This window comes from Psychrobacillus glaciei (assembly GCF_008973485.1).
Lineage (GTDB): Bacteria > Bacillota > Bacilli > Bacillales_A > Planococcaceae > Psychrobacillus > Psychrobacillus glaciei.
This window is the reverse complement of record NZ_CP031223.1, coordinates 2614117-2632268: the sequence shown is the minus strand read 5'-3', so window position 1 is coordinate 2632268 and position 18152 is coordinate 2614117. Positions and strand designations below refer to the sequence as shown.

Annotated in this window: 20 protein-coding genes; 18 read left to right on the top strand and 2 right to left on the bottom strand. The window is 35.4% G+C overall.

The features are described 5' to 3' along the window. Positions 1-6 precede the first annotated feature (6 nt). Both PB01_RS12350 and PB01_RS12345 read right to left on the bottom strand, forming a co-directional pair. Positions 7-474, bottom strand: a complete 468-nt coding sequence (locus tag PB01_RS12350) for a prepilin-type N-terminal cleavage/methylation domain-containing protein (RefSeq protein WP_225986026.1) — start codon at positions 472-474, stop codon at positions 7-9. A gap of 17 nt (positions 475-491) precedes the next feature. Continuing rightward, positions 492-944: a PulJ/GspJ family protein gene (locus PB01_RS12345; RefSeq protein ID WP_151700482.1), complete on the bottom strand. Its 453-nt coding sequence runs from the start codon at positions 942-944 to the stop codon at positions 492-494. Between the two features lie 365 nt (positions 945-1309). Between PB01_RS12345 and PB01_RS12340 the strand changes: the two genes are divergently transcribed. From PB01_RS12340 to minD, 18 genes are all read left to right on the top strand, one after another. Next, a complete protein-coding gene (locus PB01_RS12340) occupies positions 1310-2659 on the top strand; it encodes a VanW family protein (protein WP_151700481.1) in 1350 nt (449 codons plus the stop codon). A gap of 20 nt (positions 2660-2679) precedes the next feature. Continuing rightward, a complete protein-coding gene (locus tag PB01_RS12335; RefSeq protein WP_151700480.1) occupies positions 2680-4344 on the top strand; it encodes a GspE/PulE family protein in 1665 nt (554 codons plus the stop codon). A gap of 11 nt (positions 4345-4355) precedes the next feature. Further along, on the top strand, positions 4356-5396 hold the full coding sequence (locus PB01_RS12330) for a type IV pilus twitching motility protein PilT (protein ID WP_151700479.1): 1041 nt from the start codon (positions 4356-4358) through the stop codon (positions 5394-5396). Beyond that, on the top strand, positions 5396-6601 hold the full coding sequence (locus tag PB01_RS12325; protein WP_151700478.1) for a type II secretion system F family protein: 1206 nt from the start codon (positions 5396-5398) through the stop codon (positions 6599-6601). Before PB01_RS12330 ends, PB01_RS12325 begins: the two co-directional genes overlap by 1 nt. Before the next feature lie 32 nt (positions 6602-6633). Then, positions 6634-7128 carry a type II secretion system protein gene (locus PB01_RS12320; protein WP_318837454.1) on the top strand — a complete coding sequence of 165 codons (495 nt, stop codon included), beginning with the start codon at positions 6634-6636 and terminating at the stop codon, positions 7126-7128. 129 nt (positions 7129-7257) lie between these two features. After that, positions 7258-8232 carry a type IV pilus biogenesis protein PilM gene (gene pilM / locus PB01_RS12315; RefSeq protein ID WP_151700477.1) on the top strand — a complete coding sequence of 325 codons (975 nt, stop codon included), beginning with the start codon at positions 7258-7260 and terminating at the stop codon, positions 8230-8232. Beyond that, positions 8232-8822 (top strand): PilN domain-containing protein, encoded by a 591-nt coding sequence (locus tag PB01_RS12310; protein WP_151700476.1) that lies wholly within the window; start codon positions 8232-8234, stop codon positions 8820-8822. Before pilM ends, PB01_RS12310 begins: the two co-directional genes overlap by 1 nt. Continuing rightward, on the top strand, positions 8819-9505 hold the full coding sequence (gene pilO / locus PB01_RS12305; protein WP_151700475.1) for a type 4a pilus biogenesis protein PilO: 687 nt from the start codon (positions 8819-8821) through the stop codon (positions 9503-9505). Before PB01_RS12310 ends, pilO begins: the two co-directional genes overlap by 4 nt. A 63-nt stretch (positions 9506-9568) precedes the next feature. Then, the gene (locus PB01_RS12300; RefSeq protein ID WP_151700474.1) at positions 9569-11143 is read left to right on the top strand and encodes a sensor domain-containing diguanylate cyclase; all 1575 of its coding nucleotides are present in this window, start codon (positions 9569-9571) and stop codon (positions 11141-11143) included. Between the two features lie 11 nt (positions 11144-11154). Next, positions 11155-11910 (top strand): prepilin peptidase, encoded by a 756-nt coding sequence (locus PB01_RS12295; RefSeq protein ID WP_151700473.1) that lies wholly within the window; start codon positions 11155-11157, stop codon positions 11908-11910. An 87-nt stretch (positions 11911-11997) separates the two neighbouring features. Beyond that, entirely contained in the window at positions 11998-12642 is a 645-nt protein-coding gene (locus PB01_RS12290; RefSeq protein ID WP_151700472.1) for a hypothetical protein, read from the top strand. Between the two features lie 94 nt (positions 12643-12736). Further along, complete coding sequence (locus tag PB01_RS12285) at positions 12737-13339, top strand: Maf family protein (protein WP_151700471.1); 603 nt, start codon at positions 12737-12739, stop codon at positions 13337-13339. After that, a complete protein-coding gene (gene radC, locus PB01_RS12280; RefSeq protein ID WP_151700470.1) occupies positions 13336-14034 on the top strand; it encodes a RadC family protein in 699 nt (232 codons plus the stop codon). The genes PB01_RS12285 and radC overlap by 4 nt, the downstream gene beginning before the upstream one ends. Before the next feature lie 96 nt (positions 14035-14130). After that, positions 14131-15150, top strand: coding sequence for a rod shape-determining protein (locus PB01_RS12275; RefSeq protein ID WP_151700469.1), 1020 nt, complete (start codon positions 14131-14133; stop codon positions 15148-15150). Positions 15151-15163: 13 nt separating this feature from the next. After that, positions 15164-16066 carry a rod shape-determining protein MreC gene (mreC, locus tag PB01_RS12270; protein ID WP_151700468.1) on the top strand — a complete coding sequence of 301 codons (903 nt, stop codon included), beginning with the start codon at positions 15164-15166 and terminating at the stop codon, positions 16064-16066. After that, the gene (gene mreD, locus PB01_RS12265; RefSeq protein ID WP_151700467.1) at positions 16063-16590 is read left to right on the top strand and encodes a rod shape-determining protein MreD; all 528 of its coding nucleotides are present in this window, start codon (positions 16063-16065) and stop codon (positions 16588-16590) included. Before mreC ends, mreD begins: the two co-directional genes overlap by 4 nt. 36 nt (positions 16591-16626) lie before the next feature. Next, positions 16627-17298, top strand: coding sequence for a septum site-determining protein MinC (minC, locus tag PB01_RS12260; RefSeq protein ID WP_151700466.1), 672 nt, complete (start codon positions 16627-16629; stop codon positions 17296-17298). 1 nt (position 17299) lies between these two features. Next, the gene (gene minD / locus PB01_RS12255; protein ID WP_151700465.1) at positions 17300-18100 is read left to right on the top strand and encodes a septum site-determining protein MinD; all 801 of its coding nucleotides are present in this window, start codon (positions 17300-17302) and stop codon (positions 18098-18100) included. Positions 18101-18152: the final 52 nt, after the last annotated feature.

Below are 18152 nucleotides of genomic sequence, written 5' to 3'. Positions count from 1 at the left end.
ACTCCCTTATTTAGGTTTGGCAGAAAGTTTGCTAAATGTTGTCTTAGTATCAAAATAAATAGATGGCTTTTTTTCGGATTTTAAGGAAATGTCGAAATTAAAGAAATTTCCTGGGTTCGACGATATTGGCTCATTTATTTTATATCTAATATTACCTCTCTCAAAATACTCATATTTTACTTTAGTGGGATTTTCTTTTGTTGAATATCCAACTTCAATTTTAGAACCAAATTTATCTATATCAGGCTCAACAATAGTTATAAATAGGATTGTAGATTTAGTATGCAATTGCTGAATAGTATTTACTATCAAGTTTGCTTCTTGCTGCAATTGATTTTTTGAAATTGCTCTATCACTAAAATCTATAGCTTGAAAAAAGAATTTCCAAATAAGTACTGCTATTATTCCAAATAAAACAAGGGCAGCAAGTAATTCTACTAAAGTAATTCCTTTCTCATTCATCTTACTCTTCACTTAATCACCTCAATCTATCAGTTACCTTTAATATAACCATATGTAGTAGTTAAAGGAGTTGGACTTGCTTCATTTTTTTTCACTTCAATGGAAACTTTATATAACTGATTTGTACTATTATCTGGAAAAACTTTTGAGTTATATATTTTTATTTCGATGAAAAAAGATTTATATGTATCTTTTAGAAGTAAATAATCATTATTAGATTTATTTATTGAAATGGTGTGTATCTTTTCTTTAATAGCAAGATTTGTGTTATTAGAAAAGTTATTATAGTTATTTTTCTTTATAATTACTAATAGCTCCTTCCCAACGTTTGCTGCATCAAGATTATCTCCTGTTCTATTATTCATATTCGCCATTTGTGGAAACATTGTTAAAAACATCGAAATTATTACAGTGAGGAGAACTATAGATGCTAGAATTTCGATCAGTGTAAATCCATTTGTGTTTTTATGTTTCAAAAACATAAGAATCTCCTCCTTTTTATAGAAAATATTTAATAATTCTTACATCTTATCTAAACATTTTCTAAGACTTAAATCTACTATATTATATAGAATTACTCTCTTTTTGAAAATAACTGTTAATTCCTGAGATTTGTGTGTTAAAATTTATTTATGAAAACTTACAAATAGTCTTGTATTTTGTAGCTTAATCATATATAACTAAGAAAAAAGAATCAATTACTTTTTAACTGATATGTAAAATATTATTAATCTATTACTAAATTCCTAAAAAAAGCACTTGAAAATAAGTTTATTTACCTAAAAGTTAGGGAAGATGGTTATTATCTAAAAAAAAATAATGAAAGTTTTTAGAAAGGGATGCTACTGTGAAAATTATTAGGAAAACTTTTCTACTATTTATTTTAATCTTTATTCTCGTTTATTTATGGGCCGGTAATTTTACACCTTGGCAACAGTCAGTAAAGGCGGATAGTGAAATATCTGGATCTACAATTGGTGGTCAAGAAGTGGAGTTCCTCAAAAAAAATGAAATCAGTACTCTACTTAATTCGAAAATATTGGAGTGGAAGGAAAGGCCGATACTATTAACTGGGAATCATACGAACCTTACCTTGCAGCCTGATTGGTTTACATTTGATGTTGAATCTACTGTCGAGCAATACTTTAATGAATTAGATAAACCATGGTATGCATTTTGGAAATCAACTCCCACTATTAATATACCTTTGCAATTTTCTGTGAATCCAGAAGTAAATAGTTTAATAGAACAACAAGCGCAATTGAATAAAGAAGATACGCTTGCTAGTATCATCTCCCAAGTTGGTGTTCTCTCTTCCGGCCCTATTGAGAGTGTTGCATTAGACTTTTCGTTATTCGAAACGGAACGTGTTGCCTTTGATGTGGAAGAAATACCTAGTACCTCTCATGGTTTGGAGAATATTGTCTCTGCATTAAATGATCAAGTTATTGGAAGTGGAGAAGTATTTTCTTTGCTTGAGCATTTAAGTGATGTCGATTTAGGAACAAATAATGAGGCAGTAGATTTCGTTGCTTCTATGATATATAGTGTGTTACTTCAAACGAATTATGAGGTCGTAGAACGACATTCACAAGGTGAAATCCCTCTCTACTTGGAACCAGGAATTGAAGCGGGAATACATAGAAATAAAAATGAAGATTTGAAGTTTATGAATGTGAATAATTCACCTGCAAAGTTAAAGTTAACGATAAAAGACTCAAGTCTATTAGTAGAATTATATTCAATTCCTTTAGATACTATTGCAAAAAATCAGGTGAGAGATAGCTTGGAAATTAAACCTAGAACGATTTATCGTTATTCTTCTGAGTTAAGTCCGGGACAAGAGGAGCTTATACAAGAAGGAGAGTCTGGACTTCGAGTGTATGTTTACCGAACTATTTCTGAAAAAGCTGGCCCATTTGAAAAAGAGGAGCTTATCAGCCAAGATTATTATCCTCTGAAAAATAGAATCATTTTAAGGTCTTCTCTTACGCCTGAAGTACCGGCTATCTCTGATCCTGACCTTACAATTGATATGAATGGGGATGGTTTACCAGATATAGAGAAAACCCCATTAACAGATTCGAGTGGTAGTGGTGTGACGGATCATTCGACTAGTGGAGAAGTTTCTAACGAATTACCAGAGGGTAGTTATTATGATAAAGCTGGAAATATTATTGAACAAGGATCGGAATAATTGTTTCTAGGGGGAAGATGATGAGAAATAATGCACGTAAGCGATTAGGGGATTTACTTGTAGATTCCCATGTGATTAATAATGACCAGTTAGAATATGCGCTATCTCATAAAAGTCGTGAAGAAAAACTGGGGGACTTTTTAATAAGAGAGAGCTTATTAACGGAGCAACAATTAATTGAAGTTCTTGAGTTCCAATTAGGAATTCCACATGTCAGTTTAAATCAATTTTCAATTGAACCCGAACTAATTCAATTAGTTCCAAAAGAGTTAGTAAAACGTACAAACATAATGCCTATTAGAAAAGATAGGAACAAGCTACTGATCGCAATGGCTGATCCGATGGACTACTTCGCTATTGAAGAAGTTCGTATGGCAACAGGATGTCAAATCGAGACAAGTATCGCTACTAAAGACGACCTTTATCGAACAATTACAAAATACTATGATTTGCAAGAGTCGATGGATTTAGCTTTAAGTGATATGACGCCTACCGAATTGGAAAATGATACGCAAATTATGGACGAAGATTCTCCTATTGTTCGGTTAGTAAATCAAATTGTCGCAAATGGGGTTGCGCAGAGAGCTAGTGACATCCATTTTGATCCACAAGATAAGGAATTACGTGTTCGTTATCGTGTAGATGGCATGTTAAAGACGGAAAGAGCCCTACCAAAACATATGCAAAATGTCATATTAGCCCGAATTAAAATTATGGGTAATTTAAATATTACGGAAAATAGAATCCCGCAAGATGGTCGTATTAAATTGGCTGTTAACATGAAACCAGTAGATATTCGTCTATCCACTTTACCAACAATTTACGGCGAAAAAGTTGTTATGCGAATTTTAGATTTAAGTAGTGCACTAAATAATATGAGCAAGCTTGGATTTAATGAAAAAAACTATCAAACTTTTAATGAAATGATAGAAAAGCCGAATGGTATTGTATTAATAACAGGACCAACTGGATCTGGTAAGTCCTCTACTTTGTATGCAGCGCTTAATAAATTGAACGGGGAAGATGTCAATATTATTACTGTGGAAGATCCCGTGGAATACCAACTTGAGGGGATAAACCAGATACAAGTTCGAGAAGAAGTAGGTTTAACCTTTGCTGCTGGTCTTCGATCTATTTTACGTCAAGACCCGGATATTGTAATGGTTGGAGAAATACGTGATTTGGAAACTGCACAAATTGCCGTGAGAGCTTCATTAACAGGGCATCTTGTACTCAGTACGTTACATACAAATAGTGCAGTGGAATCCGTTTCTCGTATGAGAGATATGGGCGTTGAACCTTTTTTATTAGCCTCTTCCTTAGTTGGGGTTGTAGCGCAACGATTAGTACGAAAAGTTTGTCGAGATTGTAGTGAAGTTCAAAAACCAAAGGAACGAGAAATTGAAATTTTTGCAGAACATGGCATGATAGTTCAAGAAGTACGTCGTGGTAGAGGTTGTCCGTCTTGTAACCATACTGGTTATAGAGGACGAATTGCCATACATGAAGTGCTAGCAGTTGATGAATTTGTTAAAGATGTCATTTTAACTGGAAAAAGTAATGCACTTCTCAGAGAACATATGAAAGAGATGGCTTATTATAGCTTGTTAGAAGATGGATTACTGAAAGTACAAGAGGGGTTAACGACTACCGAAGAAATTCTTCGTGTCGCAACAACTGATTAAGGTGGGATGATATGAAAATTTCCTTTATCCAATTATTAGAAAAGTCTTTTCAAGATAAAGCATCCGATCTTCATATAACGGTTGGACTGCCACCTGTATTTCGAGTGAATGGTGCATTACAAACATTCGGGGATACAAATTTGAGTGAAGATGACACAAGAGGTATGCTAAAAGAAATCTTACCCGCTCCCAAAATGGAGGAGTTTGTAGAAAAAGGGGAGATTGACTTCAGTTATGAAATACCAACCTTCTGTAGGTTTCGTATTAATGCGTACCAACAGCAAAATCATGTATCAATAGCTGCACGTATGATTGAAACGAAAATACCAGCTATTGAGATGCTCGGAATGCCTAATGTACTATATACATTAGCAGACAAGCCACAAGGACTTATTTTAGTAACAGGTCCAACTGGATCAGGAAAATCAACAACTCTCGCTTCCATGATCGACTATATTAATACAACCAAATCAAAGCATATTATTACATTGGAAGATCCAATTGAATATGTGCATACTCATAAGAAATCTGTTATCAATCAACGAGAAGTTGGAGCTGACACGCAAAGCTTTGCTAGCGGACTTCGAGCCGCACTTCGCCAAGATCCAGACATAATATTAGTCGGAGAGATGCGGGACTTAGAAACCATTTCGACAGCAATTACGGCAGCGGAAACAGGCCATTTAGTAATGGCAACTTTACATACTAGTAGTGCCCCTACGACGATTGACCGGATTATTGATGTATTCCCACCTCATCAGCAAGGACAAATTCGAATTCAACTAGCGAATGTGCTACAAGGCATCATTTCGCAACGACTATTTGTTCGAAATGATGTAAAAGGTCGAATAGCGGCAACTGAAATCTTGGTGCAAACACCAGCTGTTGCTAACCTTATTCGAAACGAAAAAGTACATCAAATCCAAAATGTGATGCAAACGAGCCGAGCACTTGGTATGCATACACTTGAATCATCTATTCAAAATTTACTTTCTTCTGGAAAGATTTCGATGGAATCTGCCAAACCATTTATGAATGTAGGTGAGTATTGATGGTTGTATTTAAATACAATGGTCGAACTGCACAGGGTGGTTTAAAAAAAGGAACTGTGGATGCCATCAATAAACAGGCAGCAATTACAAAGCTTCGCGGCCTAGGCATAAATCCAAGGGAATTAGAAGAATCCAAAAGTATATTACATAAAGAACTATCGATTGGTGGAAAAGTAAAAAATCAAGACTTCGTAATATACAGCCGACAATTTGCAACATTAATACGTGCAGGCGTTTCTATTTTAGAGTCTACAAGAATATTAGGAGAACAAACTTCCAGCAAAGTGTTAAGAAAAGGTTTGCAGAACGTGGAAGAGGATGTTCATTCTGGGTTGTCCTTTTCGGATTCCGCAGCTAAATATCCGAAAGTATTTCCTGCGCTATTTGTAAATATGATTCGTGCGGGGGAAGCTACTGGTAATCTGGATGAGTCATTAGAGAGATTAGCATTTTCATATGAAAAACAATTTAATTTGCAAAAAAAAGTGCAATCAACACTAGCATATCCTGTTGTACTATTAGTTCTCACGGTAATTGTAGCTGTGTTTTTAATGTTAACGATTGTTCCGCAATTTGTATCCATGTTTGATGATATGGGAGCGGAACTTCCGACCATTACAAAGGTGGTTATGGGATTTAGTGAAGCACTCCAATCTTCTTGGTATATATTTTTAGCGATAATTATTCTTGTCGTTGGTGGTTTTGGCTATTTCTTTAAAAAAAATACTTCCTTTAATTTTACAGTTAATTTAATTTTGTTGAAAATACCGGTTTTTGGGAAACTTCTTCAAAAGTCAGCGATTGCAAGAATGACACGTACACTTTCTTCGTTATTCAGTAGTTCCGTACCGATATTACAGGCGCTAACTATCGTAGAAAAAGTAATTGGGAATCCTGTCGTGAGCAAAGTAGTGCGAGAATCAAGGACAAGCCTAGAGCAAGGCAGTACGCTCACAGCGCCACTTGAAAAAAGTTGGATTTTTCCTCCGCTTGTTACGCAAATGACGGCAATTGGAGAGCAAACAGGTTCACTCGATTATATGTTAGAAAAAATAGCTGTGTTTTATGAAGACGATGTGGACCGAACAGTGGACACGTTAAAGTCGCTAATCGAGCCACTGATGATTGTATTTTTGGCTTCTATAGTAGGGACGATTGTGATGGCAATTATGGTACCAATGTTTAGTTTATATGAACAAATGTAAGCATTGTTTTCCATTAAAGGAGGTGATAAGTCATGAAAACAATGATGAAAGAAACAATGCACGAAACGATCGAAACCAATTCTAGGGGGAATAATAAAATGAAAAAATTCACTAAAATACTTAAAAATCAAAAAGGTTTAACACTTATCGAGCTTCTAGCAGTAATCGTTATCTTAGCTATTGTAGCTGCAATAGCTGTGCCAGCGATTGGGAATGTTATCAATAATTCCAAAGACAAAGCTATATTGTCAGAAGCTGCAAATATTCTTTCAGCGGGGAAACTAGCGGTAACAGAAGGATCTTGTACAGAAAATTCAACAACAGTTGGTAATTATACATGTAGTGCAACACAATTACAACCTTATATAGAAGGTGTTACTACAGCTACTGCTGATAGTGTGTCAAAATCGGCTGGTATATGGTCAGTGAAATATAGTAGATTTTCTGAATTAAAGGATAAAACCAAATATAATGTTAGTAGCGATACCGTTAATGAAGCTCAGTTAAATGTATTATTGAAAAAATGAGTATTACTACAGCAGACCAAGTCTGCTGTAGTCTCTTATTCTCACGTTTGAGCAAACGAAACAATCGTTTTCCGAAACGTGAAACTAAGACATATAAAAATAGAAAGATAGTTATTGGGGGCAGCGGCTATGTTCAAAAGTAAAAAGAAGCGTTTTATTGCGTTAGAAGTGAATGCATATATTATTCGGGCTATTGTACTGGATAGTCCAGATATCAATCAAGCAACCTTATATGAACAACCGCTTCAAGCTGGGATTATGGATGGTGACGTAATTCGGGATGAAATGGCTTTATATGATATATTGAAAGACCTTATCAAAGGATGGGGTATCAAACGGTACGATGTGCGATTTTTTGTACCAGACAGTTCTGTCATGATGAAAACTTTTGAACACCCTAAGGAACTATCCTCATCCAAGCTAAAAGGGTATGTGGAGATGGAGCTTGGACGAACAATACATCTGCCATTTTCTCAACCATTAATTGATGTTTACGATGAAAAACCGAATGATGGAGAAGCGACTCTTTTTGCTGCTCCATCGGAGGATATATTTAAAATGGGTGGTATATTAGATGATCTGTCTTTACATCCTACGATCTCCGATGTCCGTACTTTGTCCACCATTCGCTTCATGGAAAAAGTGAAGACGTTTGTTGCTGATAAGAGCTATTTAATCACGGATTGGTCGATAAATGGAGTGTCTATTAGTATTTATACCCCCGGAAAACTTGAATTTCTTCGTTACCAAACCATAGATAGTCCTACACAAAATTGGCAATCTCGTCAGGAAAATGAGAAAGACGTGATGTGTTTTTATGATGGCGAAATAGAAGAATATCGCAGTCTATTAATCGATCAAATTGCTGAAATCGATCGCATCTTAAATTTTTATCGTTTCTCTTTATATAAAGGAGAAAAAGCAGTGGATGAAATTATTATTTTAGGGGATTCTCCTGAAATTGACTATATAACTTCCGAAATGCGTGCAAATTACGGAACGCCTATACAGTATTTTGATGATGCTACAATTCAATCAGTCTATCCTAATTTTAAAGCGAAGCATGTTCCACTTCTTGGACTTGTTCTTAAGGAGGCCTTTTAATGGTTCCAGAAATTAACTTATTGCCAAAAATGGAGAGAAGAAGGTCCAATAATCTATTTGTTATATTAGGTGTGATTTTATTTGTTGTACTTATTTTATCGATTAGTATGCAGTTATTTACATCTAAAAAAGATATTAACGCATTAACTACGGAGGAAACCCAATTAGCGGTAGAAAGGGATGTGCTAAGTGCACAAGTTTCTTCTACTAATCTTACAGAAGGACAAGGAAGTCTATCTTCCGCCGTTGATTTTGTAGAGGGTGTTTCCTATCCTGTGAGCCCATTAATGGATGAAGTACAATCTTTGTTAGTTGATAACACGTATTTACGTGACTATCAATTTGATGAAACAGGTGTTATCCTTTCTGCTGATTTTGAGACAATGAATGATTTATCCATTTTCATTGAAAAGTTAATAGAAAGTTCTTATTTTGCGGATGTAAAAGTGGAGCAAATTTCAAGTTTCGAGCCAGTAGACAATGCAGATGAAGTGAAAGGAACTGACTTTGATGTTCAGGCTCGTTATTCGGCAACCCTTAATCTCTCCATCGATCAAACGTTTTTAAGTAAAGGAGGTGCCCGTCGATGAATGATTTAGTCAGTAATAAGAAAACGGGTTTCCTCATAATAATAGCCTTTATTGTGGTGGTTCTTGGAGCAATCTATTATTACTTTGTTTATCCTTTAAACGAAGAAAAAAATTTGAAAGAAGTAACTGTAAGCAATGTTCGAAATGAAATTGCGGTATTGGAAACGCAATTAGCAGCTCCGGTTGTTGAAGATGATAATAGGGAAAATAGTTTTGCTTTTCAAAAGAAAGTACCAACTACTCGTGCTCTAGAAGAGTTAATCCGTTCTATTGAACAAGTAGAGCTTATAAGTGAATCTAAAATAGAATCCATTAACTTTAATAACTATGACGAGAGTGTTTCTGAATCTACCCTTGTACCAATTAAAACGGAAGAAAATGCACAAACGGATGCTACAGAAACGACAGAAGAAAATACTGCTAATGAAACACCTGTTTCTCCAGTAGCTAATATTGTGCTTCCTGCTCAATTAAAGTTAATTACTTTAAATATTTCTGTGTTAACAAAAGATTACGAACATCTAAATTCATTTATTAAAGAACTTGAAAACCTAGAACGAATTGTCCGTGTCGATCAAATAAAGTTCTCGGTCCCAGGTGAGGAACAACAAACTGAAATGGATTCGGAAGAAACAATTTCTGCTGAAATTCAATTGACTACGTTTTATTATGATGGAGAGTAAGTATTAGAAGGTTTACGTGCTTTCATTTTGTGAGAATTGTCCTAGTTTAGTAGGTTTAGGAGAGTGTTAATAAATCGTATGTCTATTAGTCAGTTAAGCATTTATCTATGTACATATATCCTTCCAGCCCTCTATTTATTTGGGATGGCTTGTGTGGTTATTTCACAGCATCCTAAAAGACTAGAGAATAGATTAGTTGCATCTATCGTGTTCTTATATAGTCTACTATTCTTTGAAGAGTTTTTCAGGCACTTATTACCGATTGAGTTAAGTGCAATTATGTCAAAACTGTTTTTTGGAAATTTGGGTTTGCTTATTGTAGGTATCACTTTTCATCTGTATACGCATGTTGCCCTTTTACATAATAGGGGTGGGAAGAGTATTTATCCGTATCTTTTTTATGTTCCATTCTTCGTAGTGATCGCTTTTCTATTATTTGATCATAATCTAATTTCGAACACACAGTACCATGTGGAAGGCATTTGGTATGCACCTGTGTTCAATGCCCAATATTATACGACAATGACGGTATCCAATATCTTTATCGTGTTTATGCTGCTCATTCTTGTGGTAGGTTATCGTAAAGTACAGCTCGTGCAACACAAAAAAGCACTTCGCTTTTTTATATTGTGTACTTGTGTGATATTAGCGTTAAATATTGCTTTAGGTTATCCGAACTATGGAGAAGTTCTTCCACCTTACCCGTATTTATACGAAGGGCTCATTTTTTCTGTTTTCTTAACTATTTCTGTTTTGCAATTTAATTTATTGCCAAATGTATCAAGACGTTATCAGACGTTATTTGATTTGAGTCCAATTTCTATTATGGCTGTAAATAGTAAGTGGGATATTTTGGAGATGAATGAGCACGCGAAGCAGATTTTACGTATAAATGACAAATCAACTACCAATATGATGAGCTTTGTTCAAACAAAGAACAATCAAAAGCTACTAAGGAAGCTTGCTTTTGTTCTTCAAGAAAATGAAATAATTCATGATTATAAAATGTCATTCGAGCTGTTGCATAAGGATGGAATCATTCATCTTTCAATTGATGCCTCGATTGTTTTTACTGGTGAGGATAAAATTTACTATTTAATGTGGCGAGATGTAACGGATGATGTAGAAAAAGAAAAGATTATTATGCATATGGCGTATTATGATGTGCTAACTAATCTAAACAATCGAGCATTTTTTGTGACAAAAGTCAGTAAGCTACTAGTGGAACTGGCGAATCGTCCAAATAACTCAGCTGTGCTAGTTTTACTCGATTTGAATCATTTTAAAGAAGTGAATGACAAATTTGGACACAGTGTTGGCGATCAAGTACTTCAGCATACTGCAGATATATTAAAGCAAGCAGTACGAAAAAACGATTTAGTTGCACGCTTTGGAGGAGATGAGTTTGTGCTGTTTTTACAGGACTTCTCATCAAGAGAATCATTTTTTGAGTGGGTACTTCGTTTACGCTCTTTGTTTGCAGCAAATCGATTTGAAGCAAAGGACATAGTTATTCAAATTGAGCCAAGTATTGGTATGGCATTTTATCCGGAGCAGGCAACTACTTTTGAGGATTTATTTCATGAGGCTGATTTGAATATGTATGAAGATAAAGAGAGTTTAAAAAGTATGAAATAAGGTGTTTATACATGGAAATTGCACTAATTGTTATTGTTTTTATATATGGGCTTGTATTCGGTTCATTTTTCAACGTGGTAGGACTACGTGTGCCTAAAGGGGAGTCTATTGTAAAACCTCCATCCCATTGTACAGTATGTGATCGAAATCTGACGTTGCTAGATTTAGTGCCTGTATTTTCCTATCTGTTTTTACGAGGGAAGTGTCGTGGTTGTGGGACTAAGATTCATTGGATGTATCCAGTGATGGAGCTAGCGACAGGTGTCTTATTTGCTTTTGCATTTGTCCAACTTGGGTTGTCAAAAGAACTGATTGTAGCTATTTTATTTATATCTTTGCTTGTGATTATTACGGTATCGGATATCGCTTATATGCTCATTCCGGATAAGATTCTATTATTCTTTTTAATTCCTTTAATTGTTGCAAGAACTTTATCTCCTTTAACTCCTTGGTGGGACAGTATAATTGGAGCGATTATCGGGTTTGGGATTTTATTTTTGATTGCAGTGTTGTCGAAAGGCGGAATGGGCGGCGGGGATATTAAATTATTTTTTGTCATCGGGATTGTTTTAGGTGTAACGCAGACTTTAGTGACTCTATTTTTGGCGTCTTTCATTGGAGCTATTATAGGTGTTATTTCTTTGAAGATTGCTAAAAAAGGACGCAAAACCCCGATCCCATTTGGCCCATCGATTGCTGTTGCAGCAGTTTTTTCCTATTTTTATGGACAAGCGTTTGTCGATTGGTATGTAAATTTGTTTTTTTAACTCGATAAATTTTATGGACGAGCCGACATAGGTCTCGTCTTTTTTTATATTCCGCATGTTAAGGTTGTGAATAAAAGAGGTGAATTCATGCCAATTAGAAGACGGAATTCAAGGAATAAAGTAATATTAGCGGGAATACAAGGGTTAGTAATAGGTGTTGTTGGCGTTTTACTTTTTGGATTTATATTAAGTTTATCGAATGAAAAGAAAGTAGCAGATCCTGAACAAGTATCAACTCCTCCAAAGGTGGAAGAAAAAATAGATGAAATAGATAAAATAGAAGTAAGTGCAGATGGTGCCCTTCCATTTAAAGCGAAACAATATGGCATGTTTACGACAAAAGAGAGTGCTTTTGCTTATATAAGTGAACAGCCTAGCCTTCAAAAAGCGAGCATTGTTAATGTGAATGATCAATATTACGTGTGGAGTAAACTATTTGTTAATGAAGTGAGTGTTTCAGAAAATGAAAGTCTACCTACTTTCATTAAACCTTTATCTATTTCCACGAAGGGTTGTGAAGATCCCAAAACGAAAAATATCATCAATCTATTGCAAGAAGATAAACTATCAAAAAACTATTTTGATGCCCTTGAAAAAAAAGAAGGATATCCAGATGACTTGATGAGCGTTGTTGCTGCAATATCAACGTTTACGGATGATTCTGCCGTTATTCGATTATTAATTTTGACTCATTATTTGGAACAAAATGATTGCTTAAAATTGAGTTTCTGATAGTAAAATGATGCCAAAATGAAGTTGTACTTATTTCGCGCACAATTTTTATTTTTACAATTCTTTTGTATTCTATTGTAAAGGAGGAATTCATATGAAACTTATAACAGACAAAAAAATTATTCTAGCAAGTGAGTCACCAAGAAGAAAAGAACTTTTTAGTAGTTTAGGTATTCCATTTGAAGTACAACCATCTGGTGTTGTGGAAGAATTAGAGGGAGTCTATGATCCCGAGCAAATGGCGATTGCAATAGCAGATTTAAAAGCTACTGAAGTTTTCCGAAAAAATCCTGATGCGATTGTCATTGCTGCTGATACGACTGTTCGTATTGGAAAAGCGTTGTTATCTAAGCCAACGAGCAATGCTCAAGCCAAAAAGTTTATGAAATTACTATCTGGGAAAGTTCATAACGTTATTACAGGGGTTACTATATTAGGGCCTGGTATTAGTATCGCTTTCGCAGAATCTACTTTAGTGAAATTTTATGAGCTTTCCAATAAGGAAATCGATGCTTATGTGGAATCTGGTGATCCATTAGACAAAGCAGGTGGCTATGGTATACAAACGATGGGTGGACTATTTGTTGAAAAGATTCAAGGTGATTATAACAATGTAGTAGGGCTACCTATAAGTCGTTTGTATCGAACGCTAGTTACTTTAGAGGTAATTGAATTTGAAAAGGAGAAATCCAAATGAACGTGAATTTGCCACCTTCTTTAATGATTCGTGATGTGCACTTAGCAGATCGTCCCCGTGAAAGATTAATAAGACAAGGTGCTGAAAGCTTGTCAAACCAAGAATTGATAGCTATCTTGCTTCGTACTGGTACGAAGCAAGAGTCTGTTCTTCATCTAGCTAATCGTGTCCTCTCCTTTTTTGAACAAATTCAAGAATTAAAAAATGCCACTTTGGAAGAAATGATGTCTGTGAAAGGCATCGGGGAAGCAAAAGCCGTTCAACTATTAGCCGCAGTTGAACTGGGGAGAAGATTATCCCAGCAACAAACAGATGATAAGTTTACAATAAGATCTCCAAAAGATGCCGCAACTTATTTAATGCCCGATATGACTTCTTTGAAACAAGAACATTTTGTTGTTCTTTTTTTAAATGTAAAGAATCAAATACTGCACAAACAAACTATTTTTATCGGATCTCTAAATGCATCCATTGTTCATCCACGAGAAATTTTCCGCGAAGCCGTGAAACGATCAGCAGCTTCTATTATTTGCGCGCATAACCATCCATCCGGAAATCCCGCACCTTCACCCGAAGATATTGATGTAACCAAACGATTATTAGAAGCAGGACAGCTTATGGGGATTGAATTATTAGATCATGTCATCATCGGTGATCACCAATTTATTAGTTTGAAAGAAAAGGGGTACATGTGACACTGTGCATTTTCCGTTCTATCCGTTATAATGTGAGTTATGACTTTAAAAATAACATAGAGAAACTTGCGTTAGATGGAAAGGGAGTAAAAAATAGTGTTTGGATTTGGATCAAGAGATGTAGGAATCGATTTAGGAACAGCGAATACGCTGGTATTTATTAAAGGTAAAGGTATTGTTTTAAGAGAACCTTCTGTAGTTGCTAAAAACGTACAAAATAGATCCATTGTTGCGGTAGGTAATGATGCAAAAAATATGATTGGACGTACACCGGGTTCTATCGTAGCGATTCGTCCTATGAAAGATGGCGTAATAGCTGATTTTGATACAACATCGGCAATGATAGAATATTATTTAAAAAATGCAATGAAAGCAGCAGGTATGTCATGGAGCAAACCAAATGTGATGATTTGTGTCCCATTTGGCATTACTTCTGTAGAGCAACGTGCAGTTATTGATGCAGCGAAACAAGCTGGAGCTCGCGATGCAGTAACTATCGAAGAACCATTTGCTGCAGCAATCGGTGCAAATTTACCTGTTTGGGAACCTACTGGTAGTATGGTCGTTGATATAGGTGGAGGCACGACAGAAGTAGCTGTAATTTCATTAGGTGGAATTGTGACAAGTGAGTCTGTTCGAGTAGGCGGAGACGCGATGGATCAGGCGATTACTAGTTATGTTCGTAAAACGTATAATCTAACAATTGGTGAACGTACTTCGGAAGCGATTAAAATTGAAATTGGATCGGCTAGAGTAATGGATACAGAAGATCAGATGGATATTCGAGGCCGAGATCTAGTTACTGGCTTACCGAAAACGATTGAAATATCTTCAAAAGAAATTGCTAATGCACTTCGTGAATCTATTTCTGCCATTATTGATGGTGTAAAGAAAACGCTTGAGCAAACACCTCCAGAACTATCAGCAGATGTAATGGAGCGTGGAATCATGCTTACGGGCGGTGGAGCACTACTTAAAAATTTAGATAAAGTTATTAGTTATCAAACGAATATGCCCGTATTTATTGCAGAAAACCCATTAGATTGTGTCGCTATTGGTACTGGGAAAGCACTAGATCATATGGACTTATTGAAACGACAACAAACGAGATATTAAGGAGTAGTGAGATATGCCACAGTTTTTTTCAAATAAGCGATTAATATTGCTGCTTGTAGGAATGATTTTTCTTGTGGCACTCATCAGCTTTTCGTTACGAGATCGTGATCATGCATCTGTTCCTGAACAACTAGTTAAAGACGTGGTCGGCTTTGGACAATCCATTTTTTCAAAGCCGACACACTATGTAACTGGAGTTTTTAACAATGTTGAATCATTGCTTAATACATACGATGAAAATAAACGATTAAAAGCTAGATTAGAAGATTATGCGACCTTACAAGCAAATGTGAATGATTTAGAAATACAAAACAAAGAATTACGAAAAATTGTAGATATAAAAGAAGATCTTCGTGCATATGATCCAATTCAATCTACTGTTATTGCTAGAAATCCTGATCAGTGGGAAGAAAAGATCATGATTGATAAAGGAAAGATTCACGGGGTAAAAGTTAATATGGCAGTTATGACTGCGCAAGGTCTAATTGGGAAAGTAACGTTAACTACACCATATACATCTACTGTAGAACTTTTGTCTACACAAAATCCGAATTACAGGGTATCCGCGGTTATTGCAGGTGAAGAAGAAGTATTTGGATTAATCGAAGGATATGATGAAAAACGAAAAGAGCTTATATTAAAGCGAATCGATTCCGAGTTTGAAGTGAAAAAAGGACAAAAAGTTACTACATCTGGTTTAGGTGGAATTTTTCCAAAAGGTATTTTAATAGGAGAAGTTACGGAAGTGACTACGGATGACTATGGCTTAACAAAACTTGCCTATGTAAAACCAGCAGCCAGTTTCTCCATTTTGGATCATGTTATTATTTCGAAACGTTCTATTTCTGTAATAGATGGAACGGATGGGAAAAATACAGAGAAAGATTTAACAAAAGGTGCGGGTGACGGCTCATGATTCGTTTATTAGTAATTATCATTTCGGTTCTATTATTTTATATGGAACCGATTTTTGGACTTTTTTCTCCGATTGAACTCAATAACGATTTCTATATTTTAGTTCCTCGTTTTTTAATCATGTATTTAATATTTGTCTCTATCTATTATGACCGAAAACGCGCCATGATCTATGCAATATTTTTTGGACTCTTGTATGATGTGTTTTTCATTGATATTATTGGATTATATTCTTTTATTTATCCTCTTATGTGTTTAGTTGCTAGTTTCATTGCTAAATATGTACATCAACATTTAGTTGTAGCAACGTGTTTAACAATAATTTTAGTGACAGTTGTAGAGTTATTATTGTATTTATTTTATACTTTTATAGGGATAAAAAGCATGACATTTACAGAATTTTTACAGCATAATCTTTTACCAACGATGATTGGTAACTTAGTTTTTATCGTGATGTTCGGGTGGGTTTTTAAATATATTCTTCTAAATCGATTTAAACAAAAAACATTATTACTTCAAAAGTAATGTGCATGTTTAAATGGTGGATCTGAGGTGACTTGATTGACGAAAAAGCAGTTAATATCTATTAAAGGAACGAAAGAGGGCCTTGTATTACGCCTAGACGATCAGTGTTCATATACAGAGCTTTTAGAAGAATTAGCAAAAAAGGTTTCTGATGAGGGTTTTGAAGGCCAAGCTGAGGTACTTTTACAACTAGGAAATCGATATTGCAATGATGAACAAGCGAAAGAAATTATTAACTGTGTTCAACAAACAGAACATCTTCGAGTAGCGAAAATTCAAAGTGAAGTAATGACTGTAGAAGAATGCAATAAAAGATTGCTAGAAAATCAATCGGAAACTTATGTAGGGATTGTTCGATCTGGCCAAGTAATTACCGCATTAGGTGATTTAGTTATTATTGGGGATGTTAATCCCAATGGTCGAGTTGTTGCGGGTGGAAATGTGTTTGTATTAGGGCGTTTAAAAGGAATTGCGCATGCTGGATCTAATGGAAAGAGAGATGCAGTTATTGCAGCTTCCTGGTTAGAAGCTACTCATTTGATCATAGATAATGTCGTAGAAACAATGACAGATGAGTTAACTATATTATCTGAACATCCTGAAATGGAATGTGCTTATTTACATGCAAATGGTTTTATAGCGATTGATCGTTTGCAAGAACTTCGATTAATAAGACCGAATCTATCAACATTTAAAGGAGGAAGCTAATGTGGGAGAAGCAATCGTAATAACTTCTGGGAAAGGTGGAGTCGGTAAAACGACGACAACTGCAAACCTTGGAACTGCATTGGCTCTTCAAGGGAAAAAAGTATGTTTAATGGACACTGATATCGGTTTAAGAAACTTAGACGTCGTGCTAGGTCTTGAAAATAGAATTATTTATGATTTAGTAGATGTCATAGAAGGACGTTGTAAAGTGCATCAAGCGCTAGTGAAGGATAAGCGTTTTGAGGATCGATTATTTTTATTACCCGCTGCTCAAACAACCGATAAAAATGCAGTAAATCCAGAGCAAATGAAAGAGCTTGTAACCGAGTTAAAACGGGACTATGATTATGTGTTAATTGACTGCCCTGCTGGTATCGAGCAAGGGTATAAAAACGCAATCGCAGGAGCAGACAAAGCAATTGTTGTCACAACTCCTGAAATCTCTGCAGTTCGCGATGCAGACCGTATAATTGGGTTACTGGAGCAAGAAGAAGCGATCGACCCACCAAAATTGATCATTAATCGTATACGTCAGCATTTAATGAATAAAGGCGAAGCGTTAGATATAAATGAAATAACGACTCATTTATCAATTGATCTATTGGGAATTATAGCGGATGATGAAAGTGTTATTACTTCTTCGAATAAGGGAGAACCCGTTGTCATGGATCCCTCGAATAGAGCTGCACTTGGGTACCGTAATATTGCACGTCGCATTTTAGGTGAGTCTGTACCTTTAATGTCAATGGACTTGCCAAAAAAAGGTGTTATGTCTAAAATCAAATCTATTTTTGCAAAATAAATGCGAGCCGGTTACCATATTATTTGGTAATCGGTTTATTTTTTTCATGAAA

Bases quoted from the DNA above. Each gene is read 5' to 3' on its own strand.
- PB01_RS12310 (WP_151700476.1), top strand. From the start codon at position 8,232: ATGGTTCCAGAAATTAACTTATTGCCAAAAATGGAGAGAAGAAGGTCC.
- PB01_RS12335 (WP_151700480.1), top strand. From the start codon at position 2,680: ATGAGAAATAATGCACGTAAGCGATTAGGGGATTTACTTGTAGATTCC.
- pilM (WP_151700477.1), top strand. From the start codon at position 7,258: ATGTTCAAAAGTAAAAAGAAGCGTTTTATTGCGTTAGAAGTGAATGCA.
- PB01_RS12285 (WP_151700471.1), top strand. From the start codon at position 12,737: ATGAAACTTATAACAGACAAAAAAATTATTCTAGCAAGTGAGTCACCA.
- PB01_RS12330 (WP_151700479.1), top strand. From the start codon at position 4,356: ATGAAAATTTCCTTTATCCAATTATTAGAAAAGTCTTTTCAAGATAAA.
- mreC (WP_151700468.1), top strand. From the start codon at position 15,164: ATGCCACAGTTTTTTTCAAATAAGCGATTAATATTGCTGCTTGTAGGA.
- pilO (WP_151700475.1), top strand. From the start codon at position 8,819: ATGAATGATTTAGTCAGTAATAAGAAAACGGGTTTCCTCATAATAATA.
- PB01_RS12290 (WP_151700472.1), top strand. From the start codon at position 11,998: ATGCCAATTAGAAGACGGAATTCAAGGAATAAAGTAATATTAGCGGGA.
- mreD (WP_151700467.1), top strand. From the start codon at position 16,063: ATGATTCGTTTATTAGTAATTATCATTTCGGTTCTATTATTTTATATG.
- PB01_RS12295 (WP_151700473.1), top strand. From the start codon at position 11,155: ATGGAAATTGCACTAATTGTTATTGTTTTTATATATGGGCTTGTATTC.
- PB01_RS12320 (WP_318837454.1), top strand. From the start codon at position 6,634: ATGAAAACAATGATGAAAGAAACAATGCACGAAACGATCGAAACCAAT.
- radC (WP_151700470.1), top strand. From the start codon at position 13,336: ATGAACGTGAATTTGCCACCTTCTTTAATGATTCGTGATGTGCACTTA.
- PB01_RS12325 (WP_151700478.1), top strand. From the start codon at position 5,396: ATGGTTGTATTTAAATACAATGGTCGAACTGCACAGGGTGGTTTAAAA.
- PB01_RS12345 (WP_151700482.1), bottom strand. From the start codon at position 944: ATGTTTTTGAAACATAAAAACACAAATGGATTTACACTGATCGAAATT.